The organism is Acinetobacter sp. YH12145 (assembly GCF_013418335.1).
Taxonomy (GTDB): Bacteria; Pseudomonadota; Gammaproteobacteria; order Pseudomonadales; family Moraxellaceae; genus Acinetobacter; species Acinetobacter amyesii.
In genome coordinates this window covers 210,043-233,305 of record NZ_VPCE01000008.1, presented here as the reverse complement: position 1 = coordinate 233,305, position 23,263 = coordinate 210,043, and the positions used below count along the sequence as shown (strand labels likewise).

General features: G+C 39.5%; 22 protein-coding genes and 1 riboswitch. Of the genes, 7 read left to right on the top strand and 15 right to left on the bottom strand.

Features of this window, described 5'->3' with window-relative positions; all coding sequences use genetic code 11:
- Positions 1 to 73: 73 nt before the first annotated feature.
- Both FTU80_RS11130 and FTU80_RS11125 read right to left on the bottom strand, forming a co-directional pair.
- On the bottom strand, positions 74 to 1,447 hold the full coding sequence (locus FTU80_RS11130) for an AarF/ABC1/UbiB kinase family protein (protein ID WP_180085084.1): 1,374 nt from the start codon (positions 1,445 to 1,447) through the stop codon (positions 74 to 76).
- Positions 1,448 to 1,604: 157 nt separating this feature from the next.
- Positions 1,605 to 1,910: a hypothetical protein gene (locus tag FTU80_RS11125; protein ID WP_180085083.1), complete on the bottom strand. Its 306-nt coding sequence runs from the start codon at positions 1,908 to 1,910 to the stop codon at positions 1,605 to 1,607.
- Positions 1,911 to 2,221: 311 nt separating this feature from the next.
- On the opposite strand from FTU80_RS11125, the gene prmB reads away from it, so the two are divergent.
- The 3 genes from prmB to FTU80_RS11110 all read left to right on the top strand — a co-directional run bounded on the left by prmB (position 2,222) and on the right by FTU80_RS11110 (position 5,334).
- A complete protein-coding gene (gene prmB, locus FTU80_RS11120; RefSeq protein WP_180085082.1) occupies positions 2,222 to 3,232 on the top strand; it encodes a 50S ribosomal protein L3 N(5)-glutamine methyltransferase in 1,011 nt (336 codons plus the stop codon).
- A 13-nt stretch (positions 3,233 to 3,245) separates the two neighbouring features.
- Positions 3,246 to 4,340, top strand: coding sequence for a chorismate synthase (aroC, locus tag FTU80_RS11115; RefSeq protein WP_180085081.1), 1,095 nt, complete (start codon positions 3,246 to 3,248; stop codon positions 4,338 to 4,340).
- A 478-nt stretch (positions 4,341 to 4,818) separates the two neighbouring features.
- On the top strand, positions 4,819 to 5,334 hold the full coding sequence (locus FTU80_RS11110; protein ID WP_180085080.1) for a GNAT family N-acetyltransferase: 516 nt from the start codon (positions 4,819 to 4,821) through the stop codon (positions 5,332 to 5,334).
- A 104-nt stretch (positions 5,335 to 5,438) separates the two neighbouring features.
- Here FTU80_RS11110 and FTU80_RS11105 read toward each other — a convergent pair whose 3' ends face one another.
- Together FTU80_RS11105 and FTU80_RS11100 are read right to left on the bottom strand one after the other, a co-directional pair.
- A complete protein-coding gene (locus FTU80_RS11105) occupies positions 5,439 to 5,966 on the bottom strand; it encodes a hypothetical protein (RefSeq protein WP_180023579.1) in 528 nt (175 codons plus the stop codon).
- Between the two features lie 174 nt (positions 5,967 to 6,140).
- Positions 6,141 to 6,914, bottom strand: a complete 774-nt coding sequence (locus FTU80_RS11100; RefSeq protein WP_180085079.1) for a hypothetical protein — start codon at positions 6,912 to 6,914, stop codon at positions 6,141 to 6,143.
- 229 nt (positions 6,915 to 7,143) lie between these two features.
- Positions 7,144 to 7,234: riboswitch (glycine riboswitch) on the top strand.
- A gap of 134 nt (positions 7,235 to 7,368) precedes the next feature.
- Here FTU80_RS11100 and FTU80_RS11095 point away from each other — a divergent pair.
- The gene (locus FTU80_RS11095; protein ID WP_180085078.1) at positions 7,369 to 8,610 is read left to right on the top strand and encodes a D-amino acid dehydrogenase; all 1,242 of its coding nucleotides are present in this window, start codon (positions 7,369 to 7,371) and stop codon (positions 8,608 to 8,610) included.
- Positions 8,611 to 8,685: 75 nt separating this feature from the next.
- Here FTU80_RS11095 and FTU80_RS11090 read toward each other — a convergent pair whose 3' ends face one another.
- Positions 8,686 to 9,336, bottom strand: a complete 651-nt coding sequence (locus FTU80_RS11090) for a hypothetical protein (protein ID WP_180085077.1) — start codon at positions 9,334 to 9,336, stop codon at positions 8,686 to 8,688.
- A gap of 100 nt (positions 9,337 to 9,436) precedes the next feature.
- Between FTU80_RS11090 and ispF the strand changes: the two genes are divergently transcribed.
- On the top strand, positions 9,437 to 9,925 hold the full coding sequence (gene ispF, locus FTU80_RS11085; RefSeq protein ID WP_078193864.1) for a 2-C-methyl-D-erythritol 2,4-cyclodiphosphate synthase: 489 nt from the start codon (positions 9,437 to 9,439) through the stop codon (positions 9,923 to 9,925).
- Here ispF and FTU80_RS11080 read toward each other — a convergent pair.
- From FTU80_RS11080 to FTU80_RS11070, 3 genes are all read right to left on the bottom strand, one after another.
- Positions 9,913 to 10,437, bottom strand: coding sequence for a protein tyrosine phosphatase family protein (locus tag FTU80_RS11080; RefSeq protein WP_078191020.1), 525 nt, complete (start codon positions 10,435 to 10,437; stop codon positions 9,913 to 9,915). The genes ispF and FTU80_RS11080 overlap by 13 nt on opposite strands.
- 57 nt (positions 10,438 to 10,494) lie before the next feature.
- Positions 10,495 to 11,586, bottom strand: a complete 1,092-nt coding sequence (locus FTU80_RS11075) for a 3-deoxy-7-phosphoheptulonate synthase (protein WP_143221612.1) — start codon at positions 11,584 to 11,586, stop codon at positions 10,495 to 10,497.
- A gap of 127 nt (positions 11,587 to 11,713) precedes the next feature.
- Positions 11,714 to 12,610: a sulfite exporter TauE/SafE family protein gene (locus tag FTU80_RS11070; protein ID WP_078193863.1), complete on the bottom strand. Its 897-nt coding sequence runs from the start codon at positions 12,608 to 12,610 to the stop codon at positions 11,714 to 11,716.
- A gap of 754 nt (positions 12,611 to 13,364) precedes the next feature.
- Here FTU80_RS11070 and lpxB point away from each other — a divergent pair.
- A complete protein-coding gene (gene lpxB / locus FTU80_RS11065) occupies positions 13,365 to 14,537 on the top strand; it encodes a lipid-A-disaccharide synthase (RefSeq protein ID WP_078193861.1) in 1,173 nt (390 codons plus the stop codon).
- Between the two features lie 4 nt (positions 14,538 to 14,541).
- Here the strand turns inward: lpxB and FTU80_RS11060 are convergent, their stop codons facing one another.
- Complete coding sequence (locus tag FTU80_RS11060) at positions 14,542 to 15,492, bottom strand: AraC family transcriptional regulator (RefSeq protein ID WP_180085076.1); 951 nt, start codon at positions 15,490 to 15,492, stop codon at positions 14,542 to 14,544.
- A 181-nt stretch (positions 15,493 to 15,673) separates the two neighbouring features.
- On the opposite strand from FTU80_RS11060, the gene FTU80_RS11055 reads away from it, so the two are divergent.
- Complete coding sequence (locus FTU80_RS11055) at positions 15,674 to 16,879, top strand: alkane 1-monooxygenase (protein WP_180085075.1); 1,206 nt, start codon at positions 15,674 to 15,676, stop codon at positions 16,877 to 16,879.
- Between the two features lie 460 nt (positions 16,880 to 17,339).
- Here the strand turns inward: FTU80_RS11055 and FTU80_RS11050 are convergent, their stop codons facing one another.
- From FTU80_RS11050 to FTU80_RS11025, 6 genes are all read right to left on the bottom strand, one after another.
- Positions 17,340 to 18,284, bottom strand: coding sequence for a phosphatidate cytidylyltransferase (locus FTU80_RS11050; protein ID WP_180085074.1), 945 nt, complete (start codon positions 18,282 to 18,284; stop codon positions 17,340 to 17,342).
- The gene (locus FTU80_RS11045; RefSeq protein ID WP_180085095.1) at positions 18,284 to 18,934 is read right to left on the bottom strand and encodes a 1-acyl-sn-glycerol-3-phosphate acyltransferase; all 651 of its coding nucleotides are present in this window, start codon (positions 18,932 to 18,934) and stop codon (positions 18,284 to 18,286) included. Before FTU80_RS11045 ends, FTU80_RS11050 begins: the two co-directional genes overlap by 1 nt.
- 61 nt (positions 18,935 to 18,995) lie before the next feature.
- On the bottom strand, positions 18,996 to 19,424 hold the full coding sequence (locus FTU80_RS11040; RefSeq protein ID WP_180085073.1) for a hypothetical protein: 429 nt from the start codon (positions 19,422 to 19,424) through the stop codon (positions 18,996 to 18,998).
- Complete coding sequence (locus FTU80_RS11035) at positions 19,421 to 20,773, bottom strand: phosphatase PAP2/dual specificity phosphatase family protein (RefSeq protein WP_373685208.1); 1,353 nt, start codon at positions 20,771 to 20,773, stop codon at positions 19,421 to 19,423. The genes FTU80_RS11040 and FTU80_RS11035 overlap by 4 nt, the downstream gene beginning before the upstream one ends.
- Positions 20,774 to 20,791: 18 nt before the next feature.
- Entirely contained in the window at positions 20,792 to 22,546 is a 1,755-nt protein-coding gene (locus tag FTU80_RS11030) for a bifunctional alpha/beta hydrolase/class I SAM-dependent methyltransferase (protein WP_180085071.1), read from the bottom strand.
- 47 nt (positions 22,547 to 22,593) lie between these two features.
- A complete protein-coding gene (locus FTU80_RS11025; RefSeq protein WP_180085070.1) occupies positions 22,594 to 23,229 on the bottom strand; it encodes a CDP-alcohol phosphatidyltransferase family protein in 636 nt (211 codons plus the stop codon).
- Positions 23,230 to 23,263 lie beyond the last annotated feature (34 nt).

The following is a 23,263-nucleotide window of genomic DNA, read 5'->3' as shown; positions in this document are numbered from 1 at the left end:
AAATGGATTTTTATTTTGAAATTGACTTGGCTGACATTTGAGTCAGCCAAGTCTTAAGATGTGCATTGAATGTTTATTGATATTTTTGAATCATACGACGAACATTGGTTTTCGCTTCAATGACGGTCATAAAGGTATATGCACCGATAAATTTACGGCTAATAAACATAAACTCTTTAGGTGGAACTGAGAAGTAACGAGATGCCATCGATTTTGAAGCTTGTTGCATTACACGGCTATGTAATTGGCTTTTTTTCCAGTCATAGCGTTGTTGTTCGTCCATAACACCAGCAGGGATGTCTGGGTTATTTTCAGTGCTACTAAATGCCTCTGTCGCTAACAGAAAGACTTTGGCCATATCGGGTTTAATACTTTGTGGAATACCATCAAAGAACTCATAACCTGTCATCGCTTTGACCATTTGCTCAGAGCTATGGTGATAACCCGCGGTAATCAAATTACGTGCAACGCCTAATAGATGCTCATCGAACTGACGGATTGCACCAAAGTCGAGGAGTACGATTTTATCTGGTACATCCGCACCATTGCCCAAACGGACCAAATAGTTTCCAAAGTTAGGGTCGGTTTGCATTTCACCCCATTCAAAAATTTCACGTACGGCAATCTCAAGTGATGCTTCACCTAAGGCATTGCGACGCTCTTGAGGAAGTGACAGCATTACTGGGCTGTTAATCGGTACACCACGTTCAAAAGTCATACACAGCACTTGAGGTGTTGAATAACCATCAATGATTTGCGGCACGATATAGCGCGGGTCTTCTTTTAAGCGTGCAGCAAAACGGCGAGTGGTATCTGCTTCGATTTTATAATTTACTTCACGATGCATCATTTCACGAACTTCATCAAACCACTGATCAAATTCACGGGTTTGAGGAACCATTCGTGTCAGTTTGAGCATGTTTTTGAATAGATTCATATCCGAATCGATTGCATCTGCCACACCCGGATACAGGATTTTTAAAACCAGTTCTAAACCATCAGATTTACGTTTTGCACGGTGAACTTGTGCCAAAGAAGCTGTACCAAGTGGCTCATGATCAATCACGAGATCATCAAGTTTTGAGCCAAGTTGATTTTGTAATTGGACTTTAATGGCTGGCCATGCCAATGCAACTGTTTGATTGTTCAAGGTGTTGAGGGCTTGGGTGATTTCTTCAGGCAGAAAATGTTCACCATACAACGCCATCATTTGGCCAATTTTTACAATCGAACCTTTTAATTTACCAATTTCTGCGACGAGATATTCAGCCTGATCTTTCATGGTTTTTTTACGCTTTTTCTCTTTTTCTTCTTCACTCGAAAAAATAGAAGTAGCGTTTGATGCTGCCCAACGAGTTCCCGCAAGTAGCGATGCCTTTGCGATAGATAAGCGTCGATCCATAGAAGACGTTTTCAAGTGTTTGAGCTTATCGTTCTGATCTGACATGTAAATTAAATCCTTTAATCAGCAATTCGCAGAAAAATACATTGTAGCTAATTTTAACGTTTCTTAACGTATTAAAATAGTTCAACTTACTGAATATGCAGTAAGCACTTGCAAACTTAAGCAAGATGCCGCGTAGACAGGTACATTGGAAAGAAAACTATAAACGATATTTGATTTTTACCGTATCGTTTTGCATCAATGCGGCTTTATGTTCTTCAATATGTTGATGAATAAGATGTTGGACAGATTCGTCTTTAAATCCGGCAGCATAACCTTTGACAATAATAATGCTCGGTAAGCTAAAAAATAGGGTACGAGCGTTTTCTAGACTCGCATTTGGGAAAACTTGATGTTCGATCAGTAGTTGCTGAAAAAATGCCTTTTCATTTTGCACGTTTAAAGACTGAGTGTCTTCCCAATAGCTTTGACGCATAGCCATGAGGTTATTGTGCTTATAGCTCATTGGAGCCCCGCATTTAAAATTTAACTGTTTGTATGGGGATGATTTTAAGAAATTAAAGCTTAGGATCAAGTACAAATTGCTAAACAATTGAGCTTGAATTGGTTTTTATTCGTAATTTTTATCTATTAGGTTTTATAGTATGCTGAAGAAAAGCCTAAATTACACATTTCATTTCAGCGAATGTATCAGACCTCATATATACGGTTATGAAATGCTTTCAAGCGGTGAATAATGCCGTATTTTTATTATAAATAGCATTAAAACAAGGTATCATAGGGCGTTTAAAAAATTATGAACTGGAGACGCCTTAAGTGGATCGACCGACTATTAGCCCTGAACATTTACAGGAAGCAGCTGAAAACCTATCTACAATTCGTGATTATATCCGCTTTGGGGTAACAGCTTTACGTCAATATGATGCCCACTTAGGACAAGGTACAGAAGACTATTTTGCTGAAAGCTCAGCATTGGTTTTACAAACGTTATCTCTAGATTGGAATGCAGATGCGGAAATCTTAGATGCGAAATTATTGCCAAGTGAAGTTGCAGAATTTTTAGCATTGTTAGAACGTCGTATTAATGAAAAAGTTCCGACGTCTTATTTACTAAACTTGTCGTATTTCTTTGGTAAGCCATTTTATGTCGATGAACGTGTACTAATTCCACGTTCTCCAATTGCAGAGTTAATTGAAAACCGTTTTGCACCTTATTGTTTAGGCGAAAATGGCGAGATGGGTTCTGCAGTTAATAATCTACCTGAAAATGCCAATCCAAAAACTCCTCAGCGCATTTTAGATATGTGTACGGGTTCGGGTTGTATCGCGATTGCTTTAGCATATGCATTCCCAGACGCTGAAGTTGATGCAACAGATTTATCTAAAGATGCACTTGAAGTGGCGCAAATTAACTGTGAACACCACAATAAACAATATCAAGTGGCTTTACTTGAGTCTGATTTATTCGCCAAAATTCCAGCAGAGAATCAATATGATTTAATCGTGTCGAATCCACCGTATGTGGATGCTGAAGACATGGCAGATTTACCAGAAGAATTCCACCATGAACCTGAAATGGCGCTTGCTGCGGGTCAAGATGGTTTGGATCTTGTCCGTAAAATGTTGGCACAAGCTGCAGATTACCTGACTGAAGATGGCTTAATTGTGATCGAAGTGGGTAACTCAGAATGGGCAATGCGTCAAAACTTCAATACCGTTGATTTTTATTGGTTACAGTTCCAAAAAGGCGGTACAGGTATCTTTGCATTGACTGCTGCTCAATGCCGCGAATACCGAGATTTATTCATTCAATCTGTTCAAGCATAAGGAGTCGTTTGACATGGCAGGTAATAGTATAGGGCAACTCTTCCGTGTAACGACTTGTGGTGAATCTCATGGCGTTGGTCTGATGGCCATTGTGGATGGGGTTCCACCGGGTATTGAACTGACTGAAGCCGATTTGCAAAAGGATCTGGATCGTCGTAAGCCGGGTACATCTAAGTTTGCGACTCAACGTAAAGAACCCGATGAAGTTGAAATTATTTCAGGCGTATTTGAAGGCAAAACAACCGGTACATCGATTGGTCTATTGATCCGTAACACAGATCAAAAATCAAAAGATTATGGCAACATCGCGCAAACCTTCCGTCCGGGTCATGCAGACTATACGTATACACATAAGTATGGTTTCCGTGATTATCGTGGTGGTGGTCGCTCGAGTGCTCGTGAAACTGCGATGCGTGTTGCTGCGGGTGCGATTGCTAAAAAATACTTGTTTGAGAAATTTGGCATCGAAATTCGTGGTCATGTAACCCAAATTGGTACCGAAAAAGCAGAGAAATTGGACTGGAATGAAGTTCCGAATAACCCATTTTTCTGTGGTGATGCAGATGCTGTCCCACGTTTTGAAGCTCTCGTAACTTCACTTCGTGCACAAGGAACGAGCTGTGGCGCAAAACTGGAAATTATTGCGACGCAAGTGCCAGTAGGTTGGGGCGAGCCTGTATTTGATCGTTTAGATGCAGATATTGCACATGCCATGATGTCCATCAATGCCGTAAAAGGTGTGGAAATTGGTGATGGCTTTGGTGTTGCCGAGCAGTTTGGTCATGAAACCCGTGATGAGTTAACTACGGATGGTTTCTTGGCAAACCATGCTGGCGGCATTTTGGGCGGTATTTCGAGTGGTCAAGACATTCGTGTTGCGATCGCCTTGAAACCTACAGCATCCATTACTACGCCGGGTAAAACCATTACGATTAATCGTGAAGATACTGATGTGTTGACCAAAGGTCGTCATGATCCTTGTGTCGGTGTTCGTGCAACACCAATTGCAGAGGCGATGTTGGCAATTGTGCTCATGGATCACTTCATGCGTAACCGTGCACAAAATGCAGACGTTGTTGCACCATTTGCTCCAATTGAACCCAAGTGAGGAAACAAAGCGCTGCTTTGTTCCGAACGCGGTTGGTGAGTCGCGTTTAGCGAGTCACAGTGGATAAATAACAAAGCGCCGCTTTGTTCCGAACGCGGTTCGGTGAGTAGCGTTAGCGAGTCACAGAGGATAAATAACAAAGCGCTGCTTTGTTTCGAACGCGGTTGGTGAGTAGCGTTAGCGAGTCACAGTGGATAAATAACAAAGCGCTGCTTTGTTCCGAACGCGGTTAGTGAATAGCGTTAGCAAGTCACAGAGGATAAATAACAAAGCACTGCTTTGTTCCGAACGCGATTTGGTGAGTAACGTTAGCGAGTCACAGAGGATAAATAACAAAGCACTGCTTTTTGTTCCGATGCGGTTGGTGAATAGCGCTAGCGAGCTACACTGATGAGCACATTGCTTTAAAAAAACCAGACAATTGTCTGGTTTTTTTATTTCAGTAAAATAGGCCTATGAAAATAAATAGCTAAAAAATATGAATATAAGACATGCTTTACTTGGTGATATTCAGCAGCTCGAAAGCTTAATAAATATAGCCTATCGGGAGAATCATCCCAAGAGTTGGACCACGGAACATCATATTGTTCGAGGAAATCGAATAAATGTCTCTCAACTCAGTCAACTCTTAAAAAAAAAGGATTTTCATCTATATGTGATTGAGTCGGAAAATACACAGATCAAGGGGTGTATTGGTATTCAAATGCAGGGAATGAGCTGTGAAATTGGTCATTTTGCAATTCACCCAGATGAGCAAGCTCAGGGATTAGGAAAAAAATTATTGCAATTTGCAGAACAACAAGCGATGTTGATTGAACCCAATGTTGAAGAATTTGTCATGTATGTGATTGATCAGCGTTTAGAATTAATAAAATATTATCAACGACGTGGCTATAAGCTAACAAATGAAAATCAAGCCTATCCTCTTCATCTAGAGGTAGGTCAACCGATTTGTGAACTTACAATTAAACAATTAATTAAACGAATAAAATAAAGATCATATGATGTATTTGATCAATTTATAAAGCGAGATGAATAAAAAATCCCAAAAGAAAACATACACTAACTTCTGGGATTTTTATTTTAGACTATTTGGTCTTAAGAATAAGCACGTAAAAATAGACGATAGGCATCTGAAGATTTTTGGTTTTTTAACATATAGTGTGCGATTTCACCTTGGTTGGTATTCATAATCACAGCAATATTTTTTGCGTCCCGAAATTGTTTAAGCACAGCATCTGGGATCATCACGGTATTAGAAGAATCAATCACATTTGAATTATCTAAGCGACGATAATTTGTTTGACCAATTGCAGGATAAGACAAAACTTTGCCGTCAATCACAAAAGATATTTCACTCATATCAAGCTGCTGTTGATCATAAGAATGCAGTGAAAGTGCATACTCACCTTTGTTTTTTTGCCAATCAATTGCAAGTTCAGGACATTTTTGCCCAGCTTCACATAGTAACTGACCCCGAGTAATGGTTCGTTGGATCACTTTGCTGTTTTCAACGGTATTCACACCATTTAGCTTCAAGGTTCTTGTTTCAGGTTTATTTTTAGGTACGGTAATACAACCTGTGAGTAGTAGGAGTGTAAATCCTAGAACTAAATAATTTTTCATGTGTTTTTCCATGTTAGTGTTATTTTTATGAGCAATATTTATTTTGGCGCATATTCACACAGAAAAACAAAAAAGTAAAATACATCACACTTTTCTAGTTTTGTTCGAGCACTGCTTTGATATAAGTAGTGGATATTCAAATAAATAATATTTTTCAGTGATGTTAAGCGAACTTCATAGAAATTTAGATATCTTAAGCAAAATCTGTGATTTCGCGCTATCAATCTGCTCGGGATTGGTTTGTCGAGATAATTGTTCACGTGGTTTTTCACCTAAAAAATATTTGATCCGTTCGGCATTTGCACCTGATGGATGGGGAAGTCCAGCTAAAATCTGTTGATCATTTAAATAGCCTAAGCTGCTTACATAATTTAAAACCTCATCTACACCTTTGCCTAGTGGGATATAAATTGCGTTAGGAAGCTGTTGGACCATAGGAGTAAAATAATCATCAATATGTTGTTTTAATAATTCATTTTTTAGCATTGCGGGTGTTGAGCCAGCATAATTTTTTCCATTGACCAAAATGCATTGCTGTAAAACCGAGCACATTTGCACCTTATCTTGATGAATGCTAAATAGCTCAGCAGTGGTCTGTATGCCTAATTGATTGTGTAATCCAATATGATCTAGCAGTTGAGTTAAATTTTCGCGAATAGGGCCACTAAAAGCACCACTATTCTTGGCAAGTTTAAGAATGTTTTCCTCAGATAATTGCTGTTCTAAGCCGTCCTTCGCTGCGATTAATGAATTACGCCATTGTTGTTGGCCTGGGCAGATGCCGACGATGACCACTTTTGCATCATGATTTATGGCCTCGAATGGTGCATAAAAACTTTGAACAGGCCCCAGAGTCTTAAGAAGGAGTAAATCACTTTGGGTTAATTCTTCAATAGAATGTGTTTTGATCACAGATGCAAAGCGAGAGAAAAGCGTAGAATCCGACATAAAACTTCAATCTTTCTAGTTATAAATTTCATTTAATATTTTAAACCTTTATTTTAAAGATGAAGTATTTAGGTTTAGAAAGAATGATTTTAAATTTATAACCTAACAACTTAAATCGATATAAAAATAATATTTAACAATATTGACCCAAATAGGACTTGAGATTTGGTACAAATGTTGCTCATATCTAACTAAGGCAATACCAAGATGAATGCCGAATAAAAACGAATGGATGATTGCAGGAGAGAAGCACAGATCGTGCTCGCCGAAGGAGCAAGTTCCCCCAGGAAACTCTCAGGCAAAAGGACTGTAATCATATAAAAAATCTGGAGAGAAGTAGGCCGGATCTACTCACCGAAGGGGAAGGTTCACATTGCTTCGCAAGGAACCAAAGCTCTCAGGTACCAATGACAGATGGGGCGAGCATAGGAAATATAATTTCCAAGGAGCCTATATGTGTCATATTGTTGTGATTGGTGCAGGTATTACTGGGGTAACGACAGCTTACGAACTCGGATTACTCGGCTATCGTGTCACCGTGGTCGATAAACACCTTTATCCAGCGATGGAAACTTCTTTTGCCAATGGTGGTCAATTATCAGCATGTAATGCTGAAGTCTGGAACCAAAAAGCAACGGTAGTGAAAGGCATCAAATGGATGTCACAAAAAACCGCGCCATTATTATTAAATCCAAGTTTTAATCTACACAAATATTCATGGCTCTTTGAGTTTATGGGACATATTAAAGATTATCGTGAAAATACTCACGAAACCGTCCGTCTCGCATTGATGGCACGTCAGCGTTTATTTGAAATTGCTGAGCATGAAAACTTACAGTTTGATTTAGAAAAACGCGGCATTTTACATTTCTTTCATAATCAACATGATTATGAGGTAGCGACTCAAGTTAATAATATGCTCTGTGAGGGTGGCTTAGAGCGTCATCCTGTGACATTAGCTGAAATCCGTGATATCGAGCCTAGTCTGACAGGTGAATACTATGGTGGTTTTTATTGTCCGGGGGATGCCACGGGCGACATCCATAAATTTACGACGCAGCTTGCTAAAGTAACAGAACGCTTTGAAGTGAAATATATGTGGGGTTTTGAGGTGACTGACTTTGAACATCATGCAAAAGGTGTCAATGTTCAGTTAAAAGCCAGTGATGAAAATATGGAACATCCTGATGCTGATACCATACTTGAAGCAGATGCTGTGGTGGTCTGTGGTGGCGTAGGTAGTTATGAACTTGCGCATAAACTCGGTGACCGCGTAAATGTCTATCCAGTCAAAGGATATTCAATCACCATAAATTTAAATGATGAACAAAGTCAGGCCAATGCGCCTTGGGTAAGTCTGTTGGATGAAAGTGCCAAAATTGTGACTTCACGCTTAGGTGCAAATCGACTACGTGTTGCAGGCACGGCAGAGTTTAATGGCTATAACCGAGATATTCGTGCAGATCGGATTCAGCCCTTAATTGATTGGTCAAATCGTAATTTTAATCTATCAACAGAACATGTGGTGCCATGGGCGGGTTTACGACCAATGATGCCCAATATGATGCCAGTGGTACATGCTGGTAAGCGAGATCATATTTTCTATAATACTGGGCATGGTCACCTCGGATGGACCTTATCTGCGGCAACAGCTGCGATGATTAGCCAGCAAGTGCAGCAAACACATCCGATTTAACTGACATATTGTAGACATCAAAAAAGCCTCAATGTTGAGGCTTTTTTGATGTATCTAAGTCATTCGAATTTGATCTTAATCATATAAACGATAAATCCCTGCAAAACGTTCACAGCCTTTTTGTTCAGTTTTTACTGAGAGTAAGGCTTTACTGTAATTGAACTGATATTTGCAGTCGTGTTCATTATCGGTGATTTGATTTTTTTGTTCGGGTGTTGTGTAAGCTAAAAATGGAATGGTTTGTGTTTCAACTCGATTGTTCGGATTACGATAGGCAATGCCTTCAATTTTGATGCTGTCTTTGCCCAGTTGATGTACCTTTAAATGTACAGGTGATGTCGCAAAATGACCATTTTCAAATTTCAGATAATGCTGCGTTAAACTTTGGTTCATCGAGGTATAAATATTCAAATCTTCATGGCGAAGTTCAAACTGTTGTTTAAAACACTCCAAGTTTTTGCATTGCTGAACTCGGCTATACCATAATTTTTGCGTATCTATCAGTAAGCGTATTGGGGCATCGGTAATTAACTGCGCTGTTAAAAAAAGCCCATCTAACTTTTCACGCTGTTCTTCAAAACCGTCAGAACAGTAATTTTTTTTTGCCTGAGTATTGGCCTGATCACAGTCTATTTTTTCTGCATGCGTAAACGTCGCTAGGCCAGAACCTATTAGCAGAACCAGTCCGAATTTTTTGATGATATTTATTTCAGTTTTCAACAGCATGATCGCTTATACTTTCACTATGTTGCGCTTGCCCACACTATAGCGAAATAGAAAGCGTGAATACAAGATTTCAATCATTATTTTCTCAAGGAACTCAAGCATGATAGCTCAAATTCGTATCGGTCAGGGCATGGATGTGCATGCATTTGAAGAAGGTGACTTTGTAACGCTTGCTGGTGTTCAAATTCCACATACACATGGACTCAAAGCACATTCAGATGGTGATGTGGTACTGCATGCGCTTTGTGATGCATTATTAGGTGCTTTGGCACTTGGAGATATTGGTCAGCATTTTCCAGATACAGATCCAAAATTTAAAGGTGCCGATAGTCGAGTACTTTTAAAACACGTCTACCAAATGATTTTAGATCGTGGATATGTACTTAATAATGCTGATATTACCGTGGCTTGTGAGCGCCCTAAACTAGCAAAACATAATTTAGAAATGCGTCAAAGTATCGCAAATGTTATGGACGTTGAAGTTACACAAATTAGCATCAAAGCGACCACCACCGAAAAATTAGGGTTTACTGGTCGCCAAGAAGGTATTCTTTCTACTGCAACAGTACTGATTTCTCACGCAAAATGATCTGGATGGATCAGTGCATGTTGTAAATCTTGAGTTGCTTTACGGCCTTGAAGTTGTAAGGCAACCGCATGGATTAAACCTGTCCATGTTTCATTGGGTTCCCAAATTTGATGCATCAAATCTTGAGCCTTTGGCATATCAACATCCATATAGTATTGACGATATAAATACATCAAACTGCTGACACGGAAGTTTTTTGCACAGTGCAGCCAAACCGTTTGACCTTGAACCAAATGGTCAATCATATCGAGTACTAGAAGGCATTGATCATCTGAAGGGGTATCCCAAGAGATTGGAACTTGGATATAGTTCAGGCCTAGATCTAGGCAAATACGGTCTTCATGCTCGATATGATTGGATGCATCAGTCAGTGCTAAATTAATAACTGTTGAAACACCATATTCTTTGATCGTTTGAAGCTCAGAAGGAGATGGTTGACCGGACGTTAATAAGTGTTCATGTATATATTGGAAGTTTTCAATGTGACTTAACGCATTTTCGATTTCATTCATCTGACAAATAATCCTTCAAAGTAAAACGCCATCTCGAAGATGGCGTTTTTCATTCACTTAGCGTGTCGGTAACACGTCTTTAAGTGCTTCATGCATCTCTAACAAGACTTTTTCAGTCGTATCCCAATCGATACAGCCATCAGTCACTGATTTACCATATTCGAGGTCACAGAGGTTGGCAGGAATATCCTGACGACCACCTTTTAAGTGACTTTCTACCATAATACCCACGATTGACTTGTTTCCGTCAAGGATTTGTTCAGTAATATTTTTCAGAACAAGGGGTTGTAGGTACGGGTCTTTGTTTGAGTTTGCATGACTGGTATCAATCATGATTTTGCCACTAACTTTTGCTTTGGCTAATGCCGCCTCTGCATCTGCAACAGAACCTGCGTCGTAGTTTGGTTTACCGTTACCGCCACGGAGTACAACGTGTGCATAAGGGTTACCACTGGTACGAATAACAGAAACTTGACCTTGGTCGCTTAAGCCCAAGAAGCTATGACCATGTTTAACAGATTGCATGGCATTGGTCGCAACGGTTAAACCACCATCTGTACCATTTTTAAAGCCCACAGGTGAAGAAAGGCCAGAAGACATTTCACGATGTGTTTGGCTTTCAGTGGTACGAGCACCAATCGCTGACCAAGAGATAAGATCTTGGTAGTACTGTGGTGAGTTTGGATCGAGTGCTTCAGTTGCACAAGGCAAACCTTTTTCATTCAATTCAAGTAAAAGTTTACGACCAATACGTAAGCCTTTTTCGATGTTGAAAGAATCGTTCATGTCTGGGTCATTAATCAGACCTTTCCAACCCACCGTGGTACGTGGTTTTTCAAAATACACACGCATCACGACATAAATCGTATCTTGGATTTTGTCACTTAAAACTTTTAAACGGTCAGCATAATCATGTGCAGCGACTGTGTCGTGAATTGAACATGGACCAATGACAACAAAAAGACGTTTGTCATTTCCATCTAAAATATTACGTACAGTTTCACGGCCCTTAAGGACTGTTTGATAGGCAGTTTCAGTCAGAGGTAGCTCTTTTTTTAGTTCTGCAGGAGTAACAAGAGGCTGAATGCTTTTTACATTCACGTCATCAATGTCGTTTTGGGTAATAGAATTTGACTGTAAAGTATTCATTGCCGTCACTGGTTTGATTATACAAAAGGTTGTTTCGTGAGCCGAATATAACATGAATATAGCATTCAAATGTTATAAAAAAGATCAATAAGTCTCTGAAAAAAAAGTGATGAATCGGGCAGTTAATTTAAACCTGCTGACTATTCACCGTCGGTGCGATCAACATTGCAGTTGTTGGTTTTTCGACAGGTTTTGATTTTACTGGATTAATGATGAAATTCATGCCTAAAACAAACAAGGTAATGCCTAAGACTTTACGAATGACTTTTTCAGGTAAACGTGAGCTGATTAAAGTTCCGACCACAATTGCAGGAATAGAACCAACCAATAACCAACCCAATAAATGAAAATCGACATTACCTGAGCTCATATGACCCAAGCCTGCAACCAGTGTAAGAAGCACGGCATGTACGACGTCAGAGCCGATAATACGAATCATCGGTAAGTTCGGGAACATAAGTACCAAAGCCATAATACCGAAGGCACCTGCACCAACAGACGATAGGGTAACGAATACGCCTAAAATAATCCCCATGATGATGATATATGCACGCTTATTTTTAGCTTGGAAATTGATACGTTCAAGATCCGCACTCATATCATCCAACTGATCAGTTTTTCGAAATTTATTAAAGAATTTTTCGATATGACCACGGAAAATAATTGAGATCCCTGTAATCGTCAGCATAAAACCTAAAAACATGGTTAACACGGTTTTGTAATGTGTCGATTGGCTGAGATAGTTTTCCAGTACCCAATGGGTCGCAAAAGACGCAGGGATACTGCCGACTGCAAGCCAAATAACAATGGTCCAAACGATATTCATTTTACGGGCATGGACTAAAGAACCACAAAATTTTGAAATTGCGGCATAAAGCAAGTCCGTACCAATTGCAATGTGAGGCTCAATTTTATATAGGCTAATTAATATTGGGGTCATGAGAGAGCCACCACCAACACCGGTAATACCTACGCAGAAACCTACAATTACACCTGCCAGAATGAACTCTAAAGGACCGACCATCGCTGAATGCCAAATATCAAAAAACGTGCATATCTTATGACTAATTGATATAAGTCGTTGTCTCGATTAGTGATTTGCTTGTGAAAAAAATAGATAAAGAATGATTTTAATTTTGAAATAAATGAATTTTATCTAAACTAAGTTATTGATTTCGGTTTTCTCAAGTAGTTAATAGTTCAAATGGAGATTATGCTGCAGTGAAATCATGTATTTAGAATATAAGGTGATGACTATCTGAAATGCATATCTAATACCAAAAAACGCACCGTAGGTTTATTTTCCTAGTCTTTAATTAGTTATTTATCGATATATGCGACTGTGAACTTAAAGTCCATTCCTGCAAAATCTATACTCCTTAAAAAGATAAGGTTTCGCCATTATTCGAATATGAGTAGAAGGACACTAACTAGACATTTTAAACATGCGTCAGAACTACCTATTGTCACTTGGTCAAATAATTAAAGACTGCGATGTGGGGCTGAATTGCTCGAATTGACAGATTATTCAGTTGATAAACTTGCGGAAAGCATGGGTTTTAAAACCGCAGTACTATTTCGTAAATTGTTTAAGAGTAAATACGGTAGAAATCAGAACCATTGGTATAAAAATTTTTAGTTAGTAGCTAAGCACAGTGAGGAATATTTCTAAAATGGTGAATTAAAGCTGTGCAGCTTTTTTCAGGAAATCTATTAACTTTGTGAAGGACTCGTATAGAATCTATAGCTAAAGAAAATTGAGTTAAAAGGACAGACTTTTGCAAAATCGGAAACTTAAAATTGGCATCGTGGTTGGGGAAGTATCCGGGGATACATTAGGCGCCAAGCTTATCCGTAGTTTTCGAGAGCAAGGGATTGATGCGGAATTTGAAGGCATTGGTGGTCCGCAAATGATTGCAGAAGGCTTTAACAGCTATTATCCGATGGATATTTTATCGGTGATGGGGATCGTTGAAGTCTTAAAAGATATTAAAAAACTCTTTGCTGTACGTGATGGTCTGGTTGAAAAATGGACTGAAAACCCTGTCGATGTTTTTGTAGGGATAGATGCACCGGATTTTAATTTGCGTTTATCTAAGAGCATGAAGCAAAAACAGCTACCAATTAAAACAGTGCAATATGTTAGTCCTTCAGTGTGGGCGTGGCGCCAAGGCCGTGTGCATGGCATCAAGGCGAGTATTGATTTAGTCCTTTGTTTATTTCCTTTCGAAAAAGCGTTTTTCCAAAAATGGCAAGTTCCGGCTGCATTTGTCGGACACCCATTGGCAAGTCAGTTGCCTTTAGATAATCCACTTGTTGCGGCTAAACACGAGTTAGGCTTAGATGAGCATCAAAAACATATTGCATTACTTCCGGGCAGCCGTCGCGGTGAAATTGAGCGTTTGGGGCCTTTGGTACTGTCTGCCGCACAGATTTTGACGGAGCAGCATCCAGACTATGTGTTCCTGATTCCTGCAATTAATGATGCACGTAAACAGCAAATCGAATTGTTGCTCAAGCAGTACCCTGAAGCATTACAAGCCAAAGTTCGCTTGATGGAAAACACCGATACCGAATCTAAAATTGGCCGTCAGGTTATGAACGCATCGAATATTGTCGCTTTGGCTTCGGGTACAGCGACTTTAGAAGCGATGCTTTTACACCGCCCAATGGTAACCTTTTATAAGTTAAATTGGCTGACCTATCATGTGGTGAAATTGCTGATCAAAATTCCGTATTATTCATTGCCAAATATTATTGCGGGCAAAAAGGTGATTCAGGAACTCATCCAACATGATGCAACGCCTGAAAAATTAGCAGCAGAAATTGAAAGCTTGATGGATGTTGAAAAATCGCAAATTCAAGTGATGCAGCACATCACCATGCATAAACAACTGCTTTCAGGCAACAGTGAAAACCCTGTGGAAGCGATTTTAAAGCTTTTAGATTAAACCTTTAAGGTGACTCAGTTTTTGCGAGTTGATGCTGCTGTCGATACTGGCTCGGTGTTAGATCATAAAACTTTTTAAAAGTTTGGCTAAATGCCGTTTCAGATGAGTAACCGATACGATGGGCAATTTGCTGAATAGTCAGTTGCCCCGTTTGTAAGTGCTGTGTTGCCAGTCGCAAACGATGTTGCTGCAAATAGGCGAGTGGTGATTCACCGAGCATTTGAGTAAATAAACTGGCAAATTTAGAACGCGACATACAACATTGTTCTGCCAAACTTTCGACGGTCCAAGCATGCTGCGGTTTTTCATGAATCGCGGCCAAAGCGTTGGATAATTCAGGATGACTCAAGGCATGCAACCAACTGCTTGAATCTGATAAGGCTGCAATATAATCACGCACACATTCGATAAATAAAATACTCACCAGATGATCCAAAATTTTGTCGCGGCCTGGACGGATCTGATGCGCTTCAACGGCCAGAAAATGTAAGCCAATTTGCAACCATTCAGGTGCGGTACTGCTCATGATGTGTGGTGTATACAATAGCGTGGGGAGTGCATTCACTAAGGGCTTTGCCATAATGCTGTCGACATGCCCACGGATCGCTAGTACAAATAATTCCTCTGCTTTATGAGATTCGGCAGAATTTAATTCAATGGTTTTATTTCTTTGCTCTTGAAAAAGTGGTGTGATGTTTATTGACTCAACCAAGACATCAGACTGTATAGATTTGCAGTAATGATTTTGCCCTGAGGGAATAAGGCAAAGATCGCCAGCTTCAAGTAAGACCTGCTCTTGATCTATATGCACAACACACTGACCTTGAATCACCACATACGCAACCATGGCATTGTGATCTTGAAAATGAAAAGCCCAAGGATGCTTTGATCTCAAATAAATATATTCAGATCGGTGGAGATGAATATCATCAAAAATTTTACTTAAAGCATCCATATTTCAAATATTTACTCATATTAATTTTGTATTTATAGATGGTCACTATGTGCTTAAAGGTCAACATATATCCTTAAATGCCAAAGACGATCACATAGTTTTTTTGGACGCTTAAAACTGTTCTGGCTGCCCATATTTTACGAATATAAACACAGAAGAAGTAAATAGGGAAGTCTAGCGCATGAATGCACCAGTAAAATTAAATGAACAGCAGCTCGCTCAGTTAGAAAGCAAAATCGGTAGTGTTTTAGATAAAAAACGTTATGGTTGGCTATTGAGTCCAGGTTTACCAGTCATTGGTATGGGGATCTTGGCGGGTTATCATTTTGGTCCCAAACCGACAAAAAAACTATTTGCCATGGGCGGGCCGCTTCTACTGCATGTCATTATTCCTGCACTGGATGCACTGATCGGTGATGATGCCAATAACCCGACAGATGATGACATCAAAGTTTTAGTGAATGATCCCTATTATGATCGTATCGTCAAATTATTTATTCCACTGCAAATGGCAGCGAATGCTTTTGCTGGCTATGTGGTTACCCGTAAAGATGTTTCAATATTAGATCAAGTTCTACTTGGGATTTCGATGGGTGCCATCAATGGCGTCGGTGTAAATACAGCACATGAACTTTGCCATCGACCACATAAAAAAGACCATTATTGGGCACATGCGACTCTCGCACCATTAGGTTATAGCCATTTCCGCATTGAACATCCTTATGGGCACCATAAACGTGCGGCAACGCCTGAAGATCCTGCATCTTCAAAAATGGGCGAAACTTTTTATGAGTTTTGGCCACGCACTGTATTTGGTGGAATTAAATCGGCGGTGCAGATTGAGAAACAACGTTTAAAACGTAAAGGTTTAAGTTTCTTTTCGAAGGAAAATGAACTGTTTCATGGTTGGGCGATGAGTGCAGGTTTTCATGCCTCGATGCTGAAAATATTTGGTAAAGGAGTGACACCGTATTTAGTTACACAGGCCTTTTATGGAATCAGCCTTTTTGAAATTATTAATTATATTGAACATTATGGCCTGAAGCGTGAGCAAAAACCGGATGGAAGTTATGCGCGAACCATGCCTGAACATAGTTGGAATAACAATAATATTGTGACCAATCTATTTTTGTATCAATTACAGCGACATTCAGACCATCATGCATATCCGACTCGTCCATTTCAGGCATTAAGACATTTTGATGAAGCGCCAGAGTTGCCTAGCGGCTATGCCACTATGCTAATTCCTGCTTTAGTCCCCTCTATTTGGTTTAAGATGATGGATAAACGGGTCTATAATCACTATCAAGGTGATTTAACTAAAGCCAATGTTCATCCTAAACGTCGCGTAAGCCTTTTTAAAAAGTTTGCGGTTTCAGACGTTTAAATCGAATACCTGATGAGAATAATCCCAAGCTTGTTTGCTTGGGATTTTTTATTGTGCGTATTATTAACTGATGTTACAAAGTAACATCAGAAGCGCACGTTGATTCAAATAAAAGAACGATATACGGTAACATCATCCGCAACTGTTTGAGACAGGACTAATTGTAATCAAAAATGTTTCTGCGATACTTTGAATAATTTGACGCTAGTAAACGCGTTTTGTCGGTGAGGTGCATTGCACCGCAAGATGGTTTCCTTGCGAAGCTTCGCTTCTCATTTTGCCGAATGAGAAACAACGTTTCGTAAGAGTATCTCCAGCCGAAGGCTAAGATCTTTATTCAATCTTTAGATGTAAGACACCATCGCATAAACTTAAAAAGCATTTTTAAAATGTGAAATTAATTCTACATACGTAACATCAATTAAAATCCCAAATTTTCTATTTGAAACTTAGTCACTTTTTAAGACCACCAATAGCGCAAAATATGGAAAAAAATCGGTGCAGAAAAGCAGATGGAATCAATTCGGTCGAGCATGCCACCATGGCCTTGGATGAGTTGTCCCCAATCTTTTACACCACGATCGCGTTTAATGGCTGACATGACAAGTCCACCAAAGAAACCAAATATACAAACAATAAAACCAATACATGCAGCCTGTAGATAGCTGAAGGGTGTAAGCCATGACATAGCAACGCCTAATGCAGTGGCTAAAGCAATGCCTCCGATTAATCCTTCTACGGTCTTAGATGGTGAAAGTATCGGTGCGACTTTGTGTTTTCCAAATAGCTTGCCACAGATATATTGTAAGACATCGGAGGCTTGTACCACCATGATCAGCCAGATCGCTAGCCAAATTTTTTCACCTTCAAATCCGGGAAGTTTAAGATTTAATAGCGCAGGCACATGCGAAATACAGAATACGCTGATCATCAGACCCCATTGAATTTTTGAACTACGCTCTAAAAATCGCGTGGTATCTTCGGCTTTAAGTGTAGCAATAGGGATAAGAAGAAATACATACAGCGGAATAAAAATAGAATATAGCCCGTACCAGTCGATATACACCAAGTAATATTGGTATGGAATGACAAAATAAAAAGCGATCAGCAACGGAAGATAATCACCGCGACGGGTTGGCAGTAAACTGATAAATTCGCGTAAAGCAAAGAGTGAAATCAACGCAAAAAGGATCACAAAGGCAATTTTGCCTAATGAAATTGCTACACCAAGTACCAACAGCATGACCCACCATGCATTGATCCGTGCATTTAAATTGTCGATAACGGGTGCAGGTGCATAACCCGCTTTAAATTTTAGTATTGAGCCAATGGTTGAGGCAATAATCAAAATAACTGCAAAAATACCAAACAATACATAGGTCATTTGCGCATTGGTGAATTCCATTATTGATACTCCAATGCTTTTAATTTGAGTAATTCATCCTGAGCGTAGTTTAAAAATTCAGTTTTACTCTGTTCATTATGGGCTTCTAAAGGCTTACCAAATATAATGGTAGATAATAGGGGGAGTGGTATAAGCGCGCCTTTAGGCATGACACGTTTTAAATTTGAGATCCATACCGGTACGATTTCAACATCAGGAAATTGATTTTTGAGATGAAATAAGCCGCTTTTAAACTCTAATAATTCAACGTCATCATTTAAATTTCGAGTACCCTCAGGAAAGAAAATAATCGAGTCACCTTGAGCTAATACGGTTTTGATCGGTTCTAATGGATCTTGATTTTGCTCTCGATTTCGCTGAATAGTGACACCAGTAAACGTATCTTGAATGAGAAAACGTCGAAAGCCATCTTTTAGCCAATAATCCGAAGCCGCTACAGGACGCGTCTTCCGTCTGAGATCTGTCGGCAGTGATGACCAAAGCAAAATAAAGTCGATATGGCTATTATGATTTGCATAATAAATACGCTGTTTCATAACCGGTTTGCACCCGACCCATAGACTCCGCGCGCCCGTGAGCAGCCGCGCCCCACGACGAGTGAGAAAGGCAATATATCGAGCAATTGAACGGCTTAAAAAATTACCTTTCATTGGTGAGTGAGCATTCCCTGAAGTGTCTATTGGATTTGGCATGGCTTCAAATTATTGTGAATTATTTATACAGTAAAAATATGCAGATGAATGCGATGTATTGCAAGCAAAGCACAAATATCTGCCATTTAAATAAAGCCAGACAACCTAATTCACGCAGCTCCCATGCGCGACCACATTTATTTGCAGGCATTAATTTTAAGTTGATTAAACTTAAGTCCAGCTCCTTGGTGGTTTGTTCAAGGTTTTGAGTTTGGCTGTATTCAGCGACAGTGGCTAAAAGTGCCGAATCAAATTTGATTCTCAGGCTTAAATAATGTTGTATTCCGAGCAAAACTAGACAAATTAATATATATAGCAAATCGAATAGCAGCACATTACCAAACTGGATAATGAGCCAGAGCGTGAGGATCGCTGCTACATAAGCTGAAATGAGCAATCCAGTGGTGGATTGTAACAACTTTGATAGCACCACAAGTTGTAAATTCATGGTGCAAGTCCTTTAAGTTTTAAACGATAAGTATTTAAATGTTTTATTTGAGGTGCTTTAAGCACGACCCAAGGACGGTTATGGCGAATAATCCGTAAAACATCTTCGACTGAATATTCAGGATGTTGTTTCAATAATAATGCGGCAACTACAGCACTACTTCGTGAATATCCCAAAGCACAGAAGACCAAGATGTTTTGTGCTTCATCATTGTTATTAGATTTCAAGAATAGTTCTAAAGACTCTACAGCATTATGTAGCTGATTGGCCTGTAAAGGAATCAGGTCTAAACTCAAGTTTTGGGCATAAGAGCACTTTGGATAAGTGGGCAATTCTGCGCAACAATCGAGTAAAGCATCATATTGTTGCATGACCTGTTTGGACGGATAGCGACCTAAATAAATATAACTCTGATTGATTTTGATGATTTTAGAATCTTCAGGATGGCGATAAGTCCAGATTCGGCTATTGATCCAAGCAAATACAAAGTAAGGCGCAAACAATATTTTTGCAGCAATGGTCATATCACCATGACTGAGTTTTTGAAAAAAATGCGGTCGATTGAATAAATATGCAAACGAAACTAAAAGCAGACTGCTTGCAGGATAGAGCAGCCAAAGCCACCAACCTTTTGCATGTGCGATTGCGCTACAAAATAAGGCAGCAAACAGATAAAGGATCCCGATTTTAATGTGCTTTAAGCTTAGCCGACTTTGTTTATTTTGAACCCATGGCGCAGAGCCAGCCATCGGGAATAGCCATAAACATAAGGCACCGACCAATAAACCTGTTGGAATATCTATAAAATGGTGCTGCCAAGTGGTTAGAACTGAGAGACCAATCAAAAAGGACCAACCATCTACCAGATATTTTAGTTTGCCTGTGCTATGCCGACGGAAAAAATCCCAAAGTATCACCAGTAGCACAATGTGCAGGGAAGGTGCTTGATTAAACGGTTTATCAAAGCCCATCAAGACATCAAACCATAGGCCGAAAAAACCTGTGAGTTCGGGGCGTTCAAAGCTAAAACGTAGCGGGAAAATTAAAAAGCAGCTGATTGAAAGGATTTGTGCCGAAAATAGTCGCAGGACATGTTGTTTTAATTCAAACTTATTCCAACAAAGTAATAAAGACAAACCATAGAACAGATCAATCGACCAATAAGGCACAATACTCCATGGCCAAAGTGGAATATATTTTTCCCATTTAAAGACGATAACAGGTACGGAAGCTAAGCCTGCAGCGTATTGATTGGCAAAACCATAACTTAAGAAGAAAAAAGGTGCCAGAAATGCCAAACACAGTAGGCCGTATTTCCAAGTTCCTGTTTCCGTATCCAGTTTATGCATAAGATTGACCATCCAAGCTTAAATTTTTTGTGCAACGGAAACGGTGAAAATACCAAACTCATCAATAACTTGATCGATTTTCTTGAATCCTGCTTGCTCAACCAAGGCATCCATCTCGGCTTGTGAGCGCAAACGCATGACCCATGCATCTCCTTGGCGATGTGAGGTCAGGGCACGGGCGATAAACTCTTGTTGCGGATGCCAAATTTGACCCGTGTAGATGAGATAACCATCTTTCTCAATGGCCTGGCTTAAGCCGGATAAGGACTGTCTAAGTAAATCATTATCACTAAATAATTCGTATAAACCTGAGACCACGGCTAGAGTAGGTTTAGGTTCAACACTGGCTAAAGAAGTGGTATCAAAGGCATCCGCTTCTACAAACTTGGCAATCTGGCTTAAACCTCTTTGCTCAATCATTGCTTGACCCGCTTGTACATTGATTGAACTGTAGTCTCTGAGCAGAATAGATTCAGGCTGCTCAGGCAGTTTTTGTACAGCATCTAAAATATATCGGCCATGGCCTGCTGCAATATCCATAATCCGTACCGCGTGTTGGGCATCATTTAACTTAGAAGCATATTTCGTTAATAGCGCTTCAATATTTTGTTTTCTAACGCGAATACCACGCCAACCAATTGCATTTAAATATTGTCGATCGATGATTTTACCCAGTGCGTTTTGGCTTTCTGATTGATCTCTGTAGACAAAATCTAAGGTGCTGCCAGAGTCATATCCTGTCTCTTCACCAATTTTTAAGCCCTTGGAAAAGAGACTACCAATTTTAAGATTTTGTTTGGTTAAGCTCCAAAATGCATGTTTTAAAGAATGTTTTGGAAGCGTTGAACTTAAAGTTTCAGCAACAGCACAGCTTGGGCCAATTTTATCGGCATCTAAAAGTTTAGGTGCGAAATAGGGTTGTTTAAAACATTGTTGAATAAAGCGATGGATTTTATCTGTGGCGATTTTGCGATGTTTTTCACCCAAGGTATCATGATAAAAACCATCTAAGACGTGAAATTCCTTCATTGGATGAGGGAGTTTTTGATAAAACGCCAATTGCGGTTTTTGATGCACCACGTAGTCAGATCCCGAACATAAAATCTGTGTAGGAACAAAAATATTTTGTGCATCTTTAACGAGTCGATCTGAAGCTGCGTATAGCCCCAGCAGCATCCGGACTGAAATGGCCCGAGCGATTTTCGGGTCAGTGTCATAACTCTGTGCACGTGCAGTATCGTGCGTCAGCATTTTGGCTTTGACATAACTATTAATAAAAAAGTTGCCAGCGAATTTGTTGAGGAGTGTTAAGCCGGGTTTTGCAAAAGGCACATAGAGTTTGATGTCAAATGCAGGCGAGGCAAGGCATAAAGCACGGATTTTAGGGGCATAATCATGCACCCATGTCGCGGCTAAAACAGCGCCAACGCTTTGAGCTACAATTGCTATATTTTCTGATCGGATTTGGTAAGTTTGTTCAATATGCTGAATAAAATATTGAATGTCCTGAACGCATGCAGAAAAGCTCGGTGCATCACCACGTTGACCTGGGGTATTGCCGTGACCTCGCGCATCCCAAGCGAAAAAATCAAAATCTGGCAAATTCAATTCATTGACCAAATGCGCCATTCGTCCCGAATGTTCATGGCCACGATGAAATAAGATCACCGCTTTTTTCTTACGGTTACTTTTTAAATTGCTATTTTCCCAATGTTGATAAAACAAAGATGTTCCATCATGGCTCGTAAAGGTATGCTGAGTATTGTTATACATTGTGTTGTTCTCAAAATAATGAATCGACTGACGATCTAAACTGAAATTTATTGTGGGTTGATAATGCTATTTTTAATGCGGTTATAAATCGTGATAAATAATAAAAAAATGATAATAATCAAAATACTATTGCAGATAATAGACAATGTGTTTAAACCGAAGTTAAATATAGAAGAAGTCACGATCACGATACAGATGATGCTAAATACAAAAGCACGGTCACTTTTTCCCATTGGACCATCGTAGCGACGTTCTTGACCCACTAATGGCGCCATCACACCTGTATATTCAGCAAGTATGGCGAGAAAACAGGTCAAAATTAGCAGTTCGGCTTGAATAAAAGCAAAACAAATTAAACTAAAATAGAGTGCTGAGTCAGAAATCACATCACATAATTCATTATAAAAAGCACCGAGTTTGGATTGTTGGTTGAACTCACGTGCCAGCATGCCATCAATGGCATTGAAGCCCATTCGAATAAGCATCCACACGGGGAAAATCAACAGTAAAATGCCAATACCGTTGTGAGAGAAATAGATATAAATAAAAAATGCCACAGCAAGCGAAATGAACATTGCTAGTAGTGTTACTTGATTTGCTGTAATACCAAGATGCTGAAGTGATTTAACCAAAGGTCGAAGTAAGTTTTGAAATGCAGGCTTAAGTTGGTAGATCGAAGGCATATTATTGTTATAGCGGTATGATTTGCATGAATTT

Excerpts from the sequence above, each read along its gene's own strand:
- FTU80_RS11130 (WP_180085084.1), bottom strand. The coding sequence starts at position 1,447 with ATGTCAGATCAGAACGATAAGCTCAAACACTTGAAAACGTCTTCTATG.
- FTU80_RS11125 (WP_180085083.1), bottom strand. The coding sequence starts at position 1,910 with ATGAGCTATAAGCACAATAACCTCATGGCTATGCGTCAAAGCTATTGG.
- aroC (WP_180085081.1), top strand. The coding sequence starts at position 3,246 with ATGGCAGGTAATAGTATAGGGCAACTCTTCCGTGTAACGACTTGTGGT.
- FTU80_RS11110 (WP_180085080.1), top strand. The coding sequence starts at position 4,819 with ATGAATATAAGACATGCTTTACTTGGTGATATTCAGCAGCTCGAAAGC.
- FTU80_RS11105 (WP_180023579.1), bottom strand. The coding sequence starts at position 5,966 with ATGAAAAATTATTTAGTTCTAGGATTTACACTCCTACTACTCACAGGT.
- FTU80_RS11100 (WP_180085079.1), bottom strand. The coding sequence starts at position 6,914 with ATGTCGGATTCTACGCTTTTCTCTCGCTTTGCATCTGTGATCAAAACA.
- FTU80_RS11095 (WP_180085078.1), top strand. The coding sequence starts at position 7,369 with ATGTGTCATATTGTTGTGATTGGTGCAGGTATTACTGGGGTAACGACA.
- FTU80_RS11090 (WP_180085077.1), bottom strand. The coding sequence starts at position 9,336 with ATGCTGTTGAAAACTGAAATAAATATCATCAAAAAATTCGGACTGGTT.
- ispF (WP_078193864.1), top strand. The coding sequence starts at position 9,437 with ATGATAGCTCAAATTCGTATCGGTCAGGGCATGGATGTGCATGCATTT.
- FTU80_RS11080 (WP_078191020.1), bottom strand. The coding sequence starts at position 10,437 with ATGAATGAAATCGAAAATGCGTTAAGTCACATTGAAAACTTCCAATAT.
- FTU80_RS11075 (WP_143221612.1), bottom strand. The coding sequence starts at position 11,586 with ATGAATACTTTACAGTCAAATTCTATTACCCAAAACGACATTGATGAC.
- FTU80_RS11070 (WP_078193863.1), bottom strand. The coding sequence starts at position 12,610 with ATGGTCGGTCCTTTAGAGTTCATTCTGGCAGGTGTAATTGTAGGTTTC.
- FTU80_RS11060 (WP_180085076.1), bottom strand. The coding sequence starts at position 15,492 with ATGGATGCTTTAAGTAAAATTTTTGATGATATTCATCTCCACCGATCT.
- FTU80_RS11055 (WP_180085075.1), top strand. The coding sequence starts at position 15,674 with ATGAATGCACCAGTAAAATTAAATGAACAGCAGCTCGCTCAGTTAGAA.
- FTU80_RS11050 (WP_180085074.1), bottom strand. The coding sequence starts at position 18,284 with ATGGAATTCACCAATGCGCAAATGACCTATGTATTGTTTGGTATTTTT.
- FTU80_RS11045 (WP_180085095.1), bottom strand. The coding sequence starts at position 18,934 with ATGAAAGGTAATTTTTTAAGCCGTTCAATTGCTCGATATATTGCCTTT.
- FTU80_RS11040 (WP_180085073.1), bottom strand. The coding sequence starts at position 19,424 with ATGAATTTACAACTTGTGGTGCTATCAAAGTTGTTACAATCCACCACT.
- FTU80_RS11035 (WP_373685208.1), bottom strand. The coding sequence starts at position 20,773 with ATGCATAAACTGGATACGGAAACAGGAACTTGGAAATACGGCCTACTG.
- FTU80_RS11030 (WP_180085071.1), bottom strand. The coding sequence starts at position 22,546 with ATGTATAACAATACTCAGCATACCTTTACGAGCCATGATGGAACATCT.
- FTU80_RS11025 (WP_180085070.1), bottom strand. The coding sequence starts at position 23,229 with ATGCCTTCGATCTACCAACTTAAGCCTGCATTTCAAAACTTACTTCGA.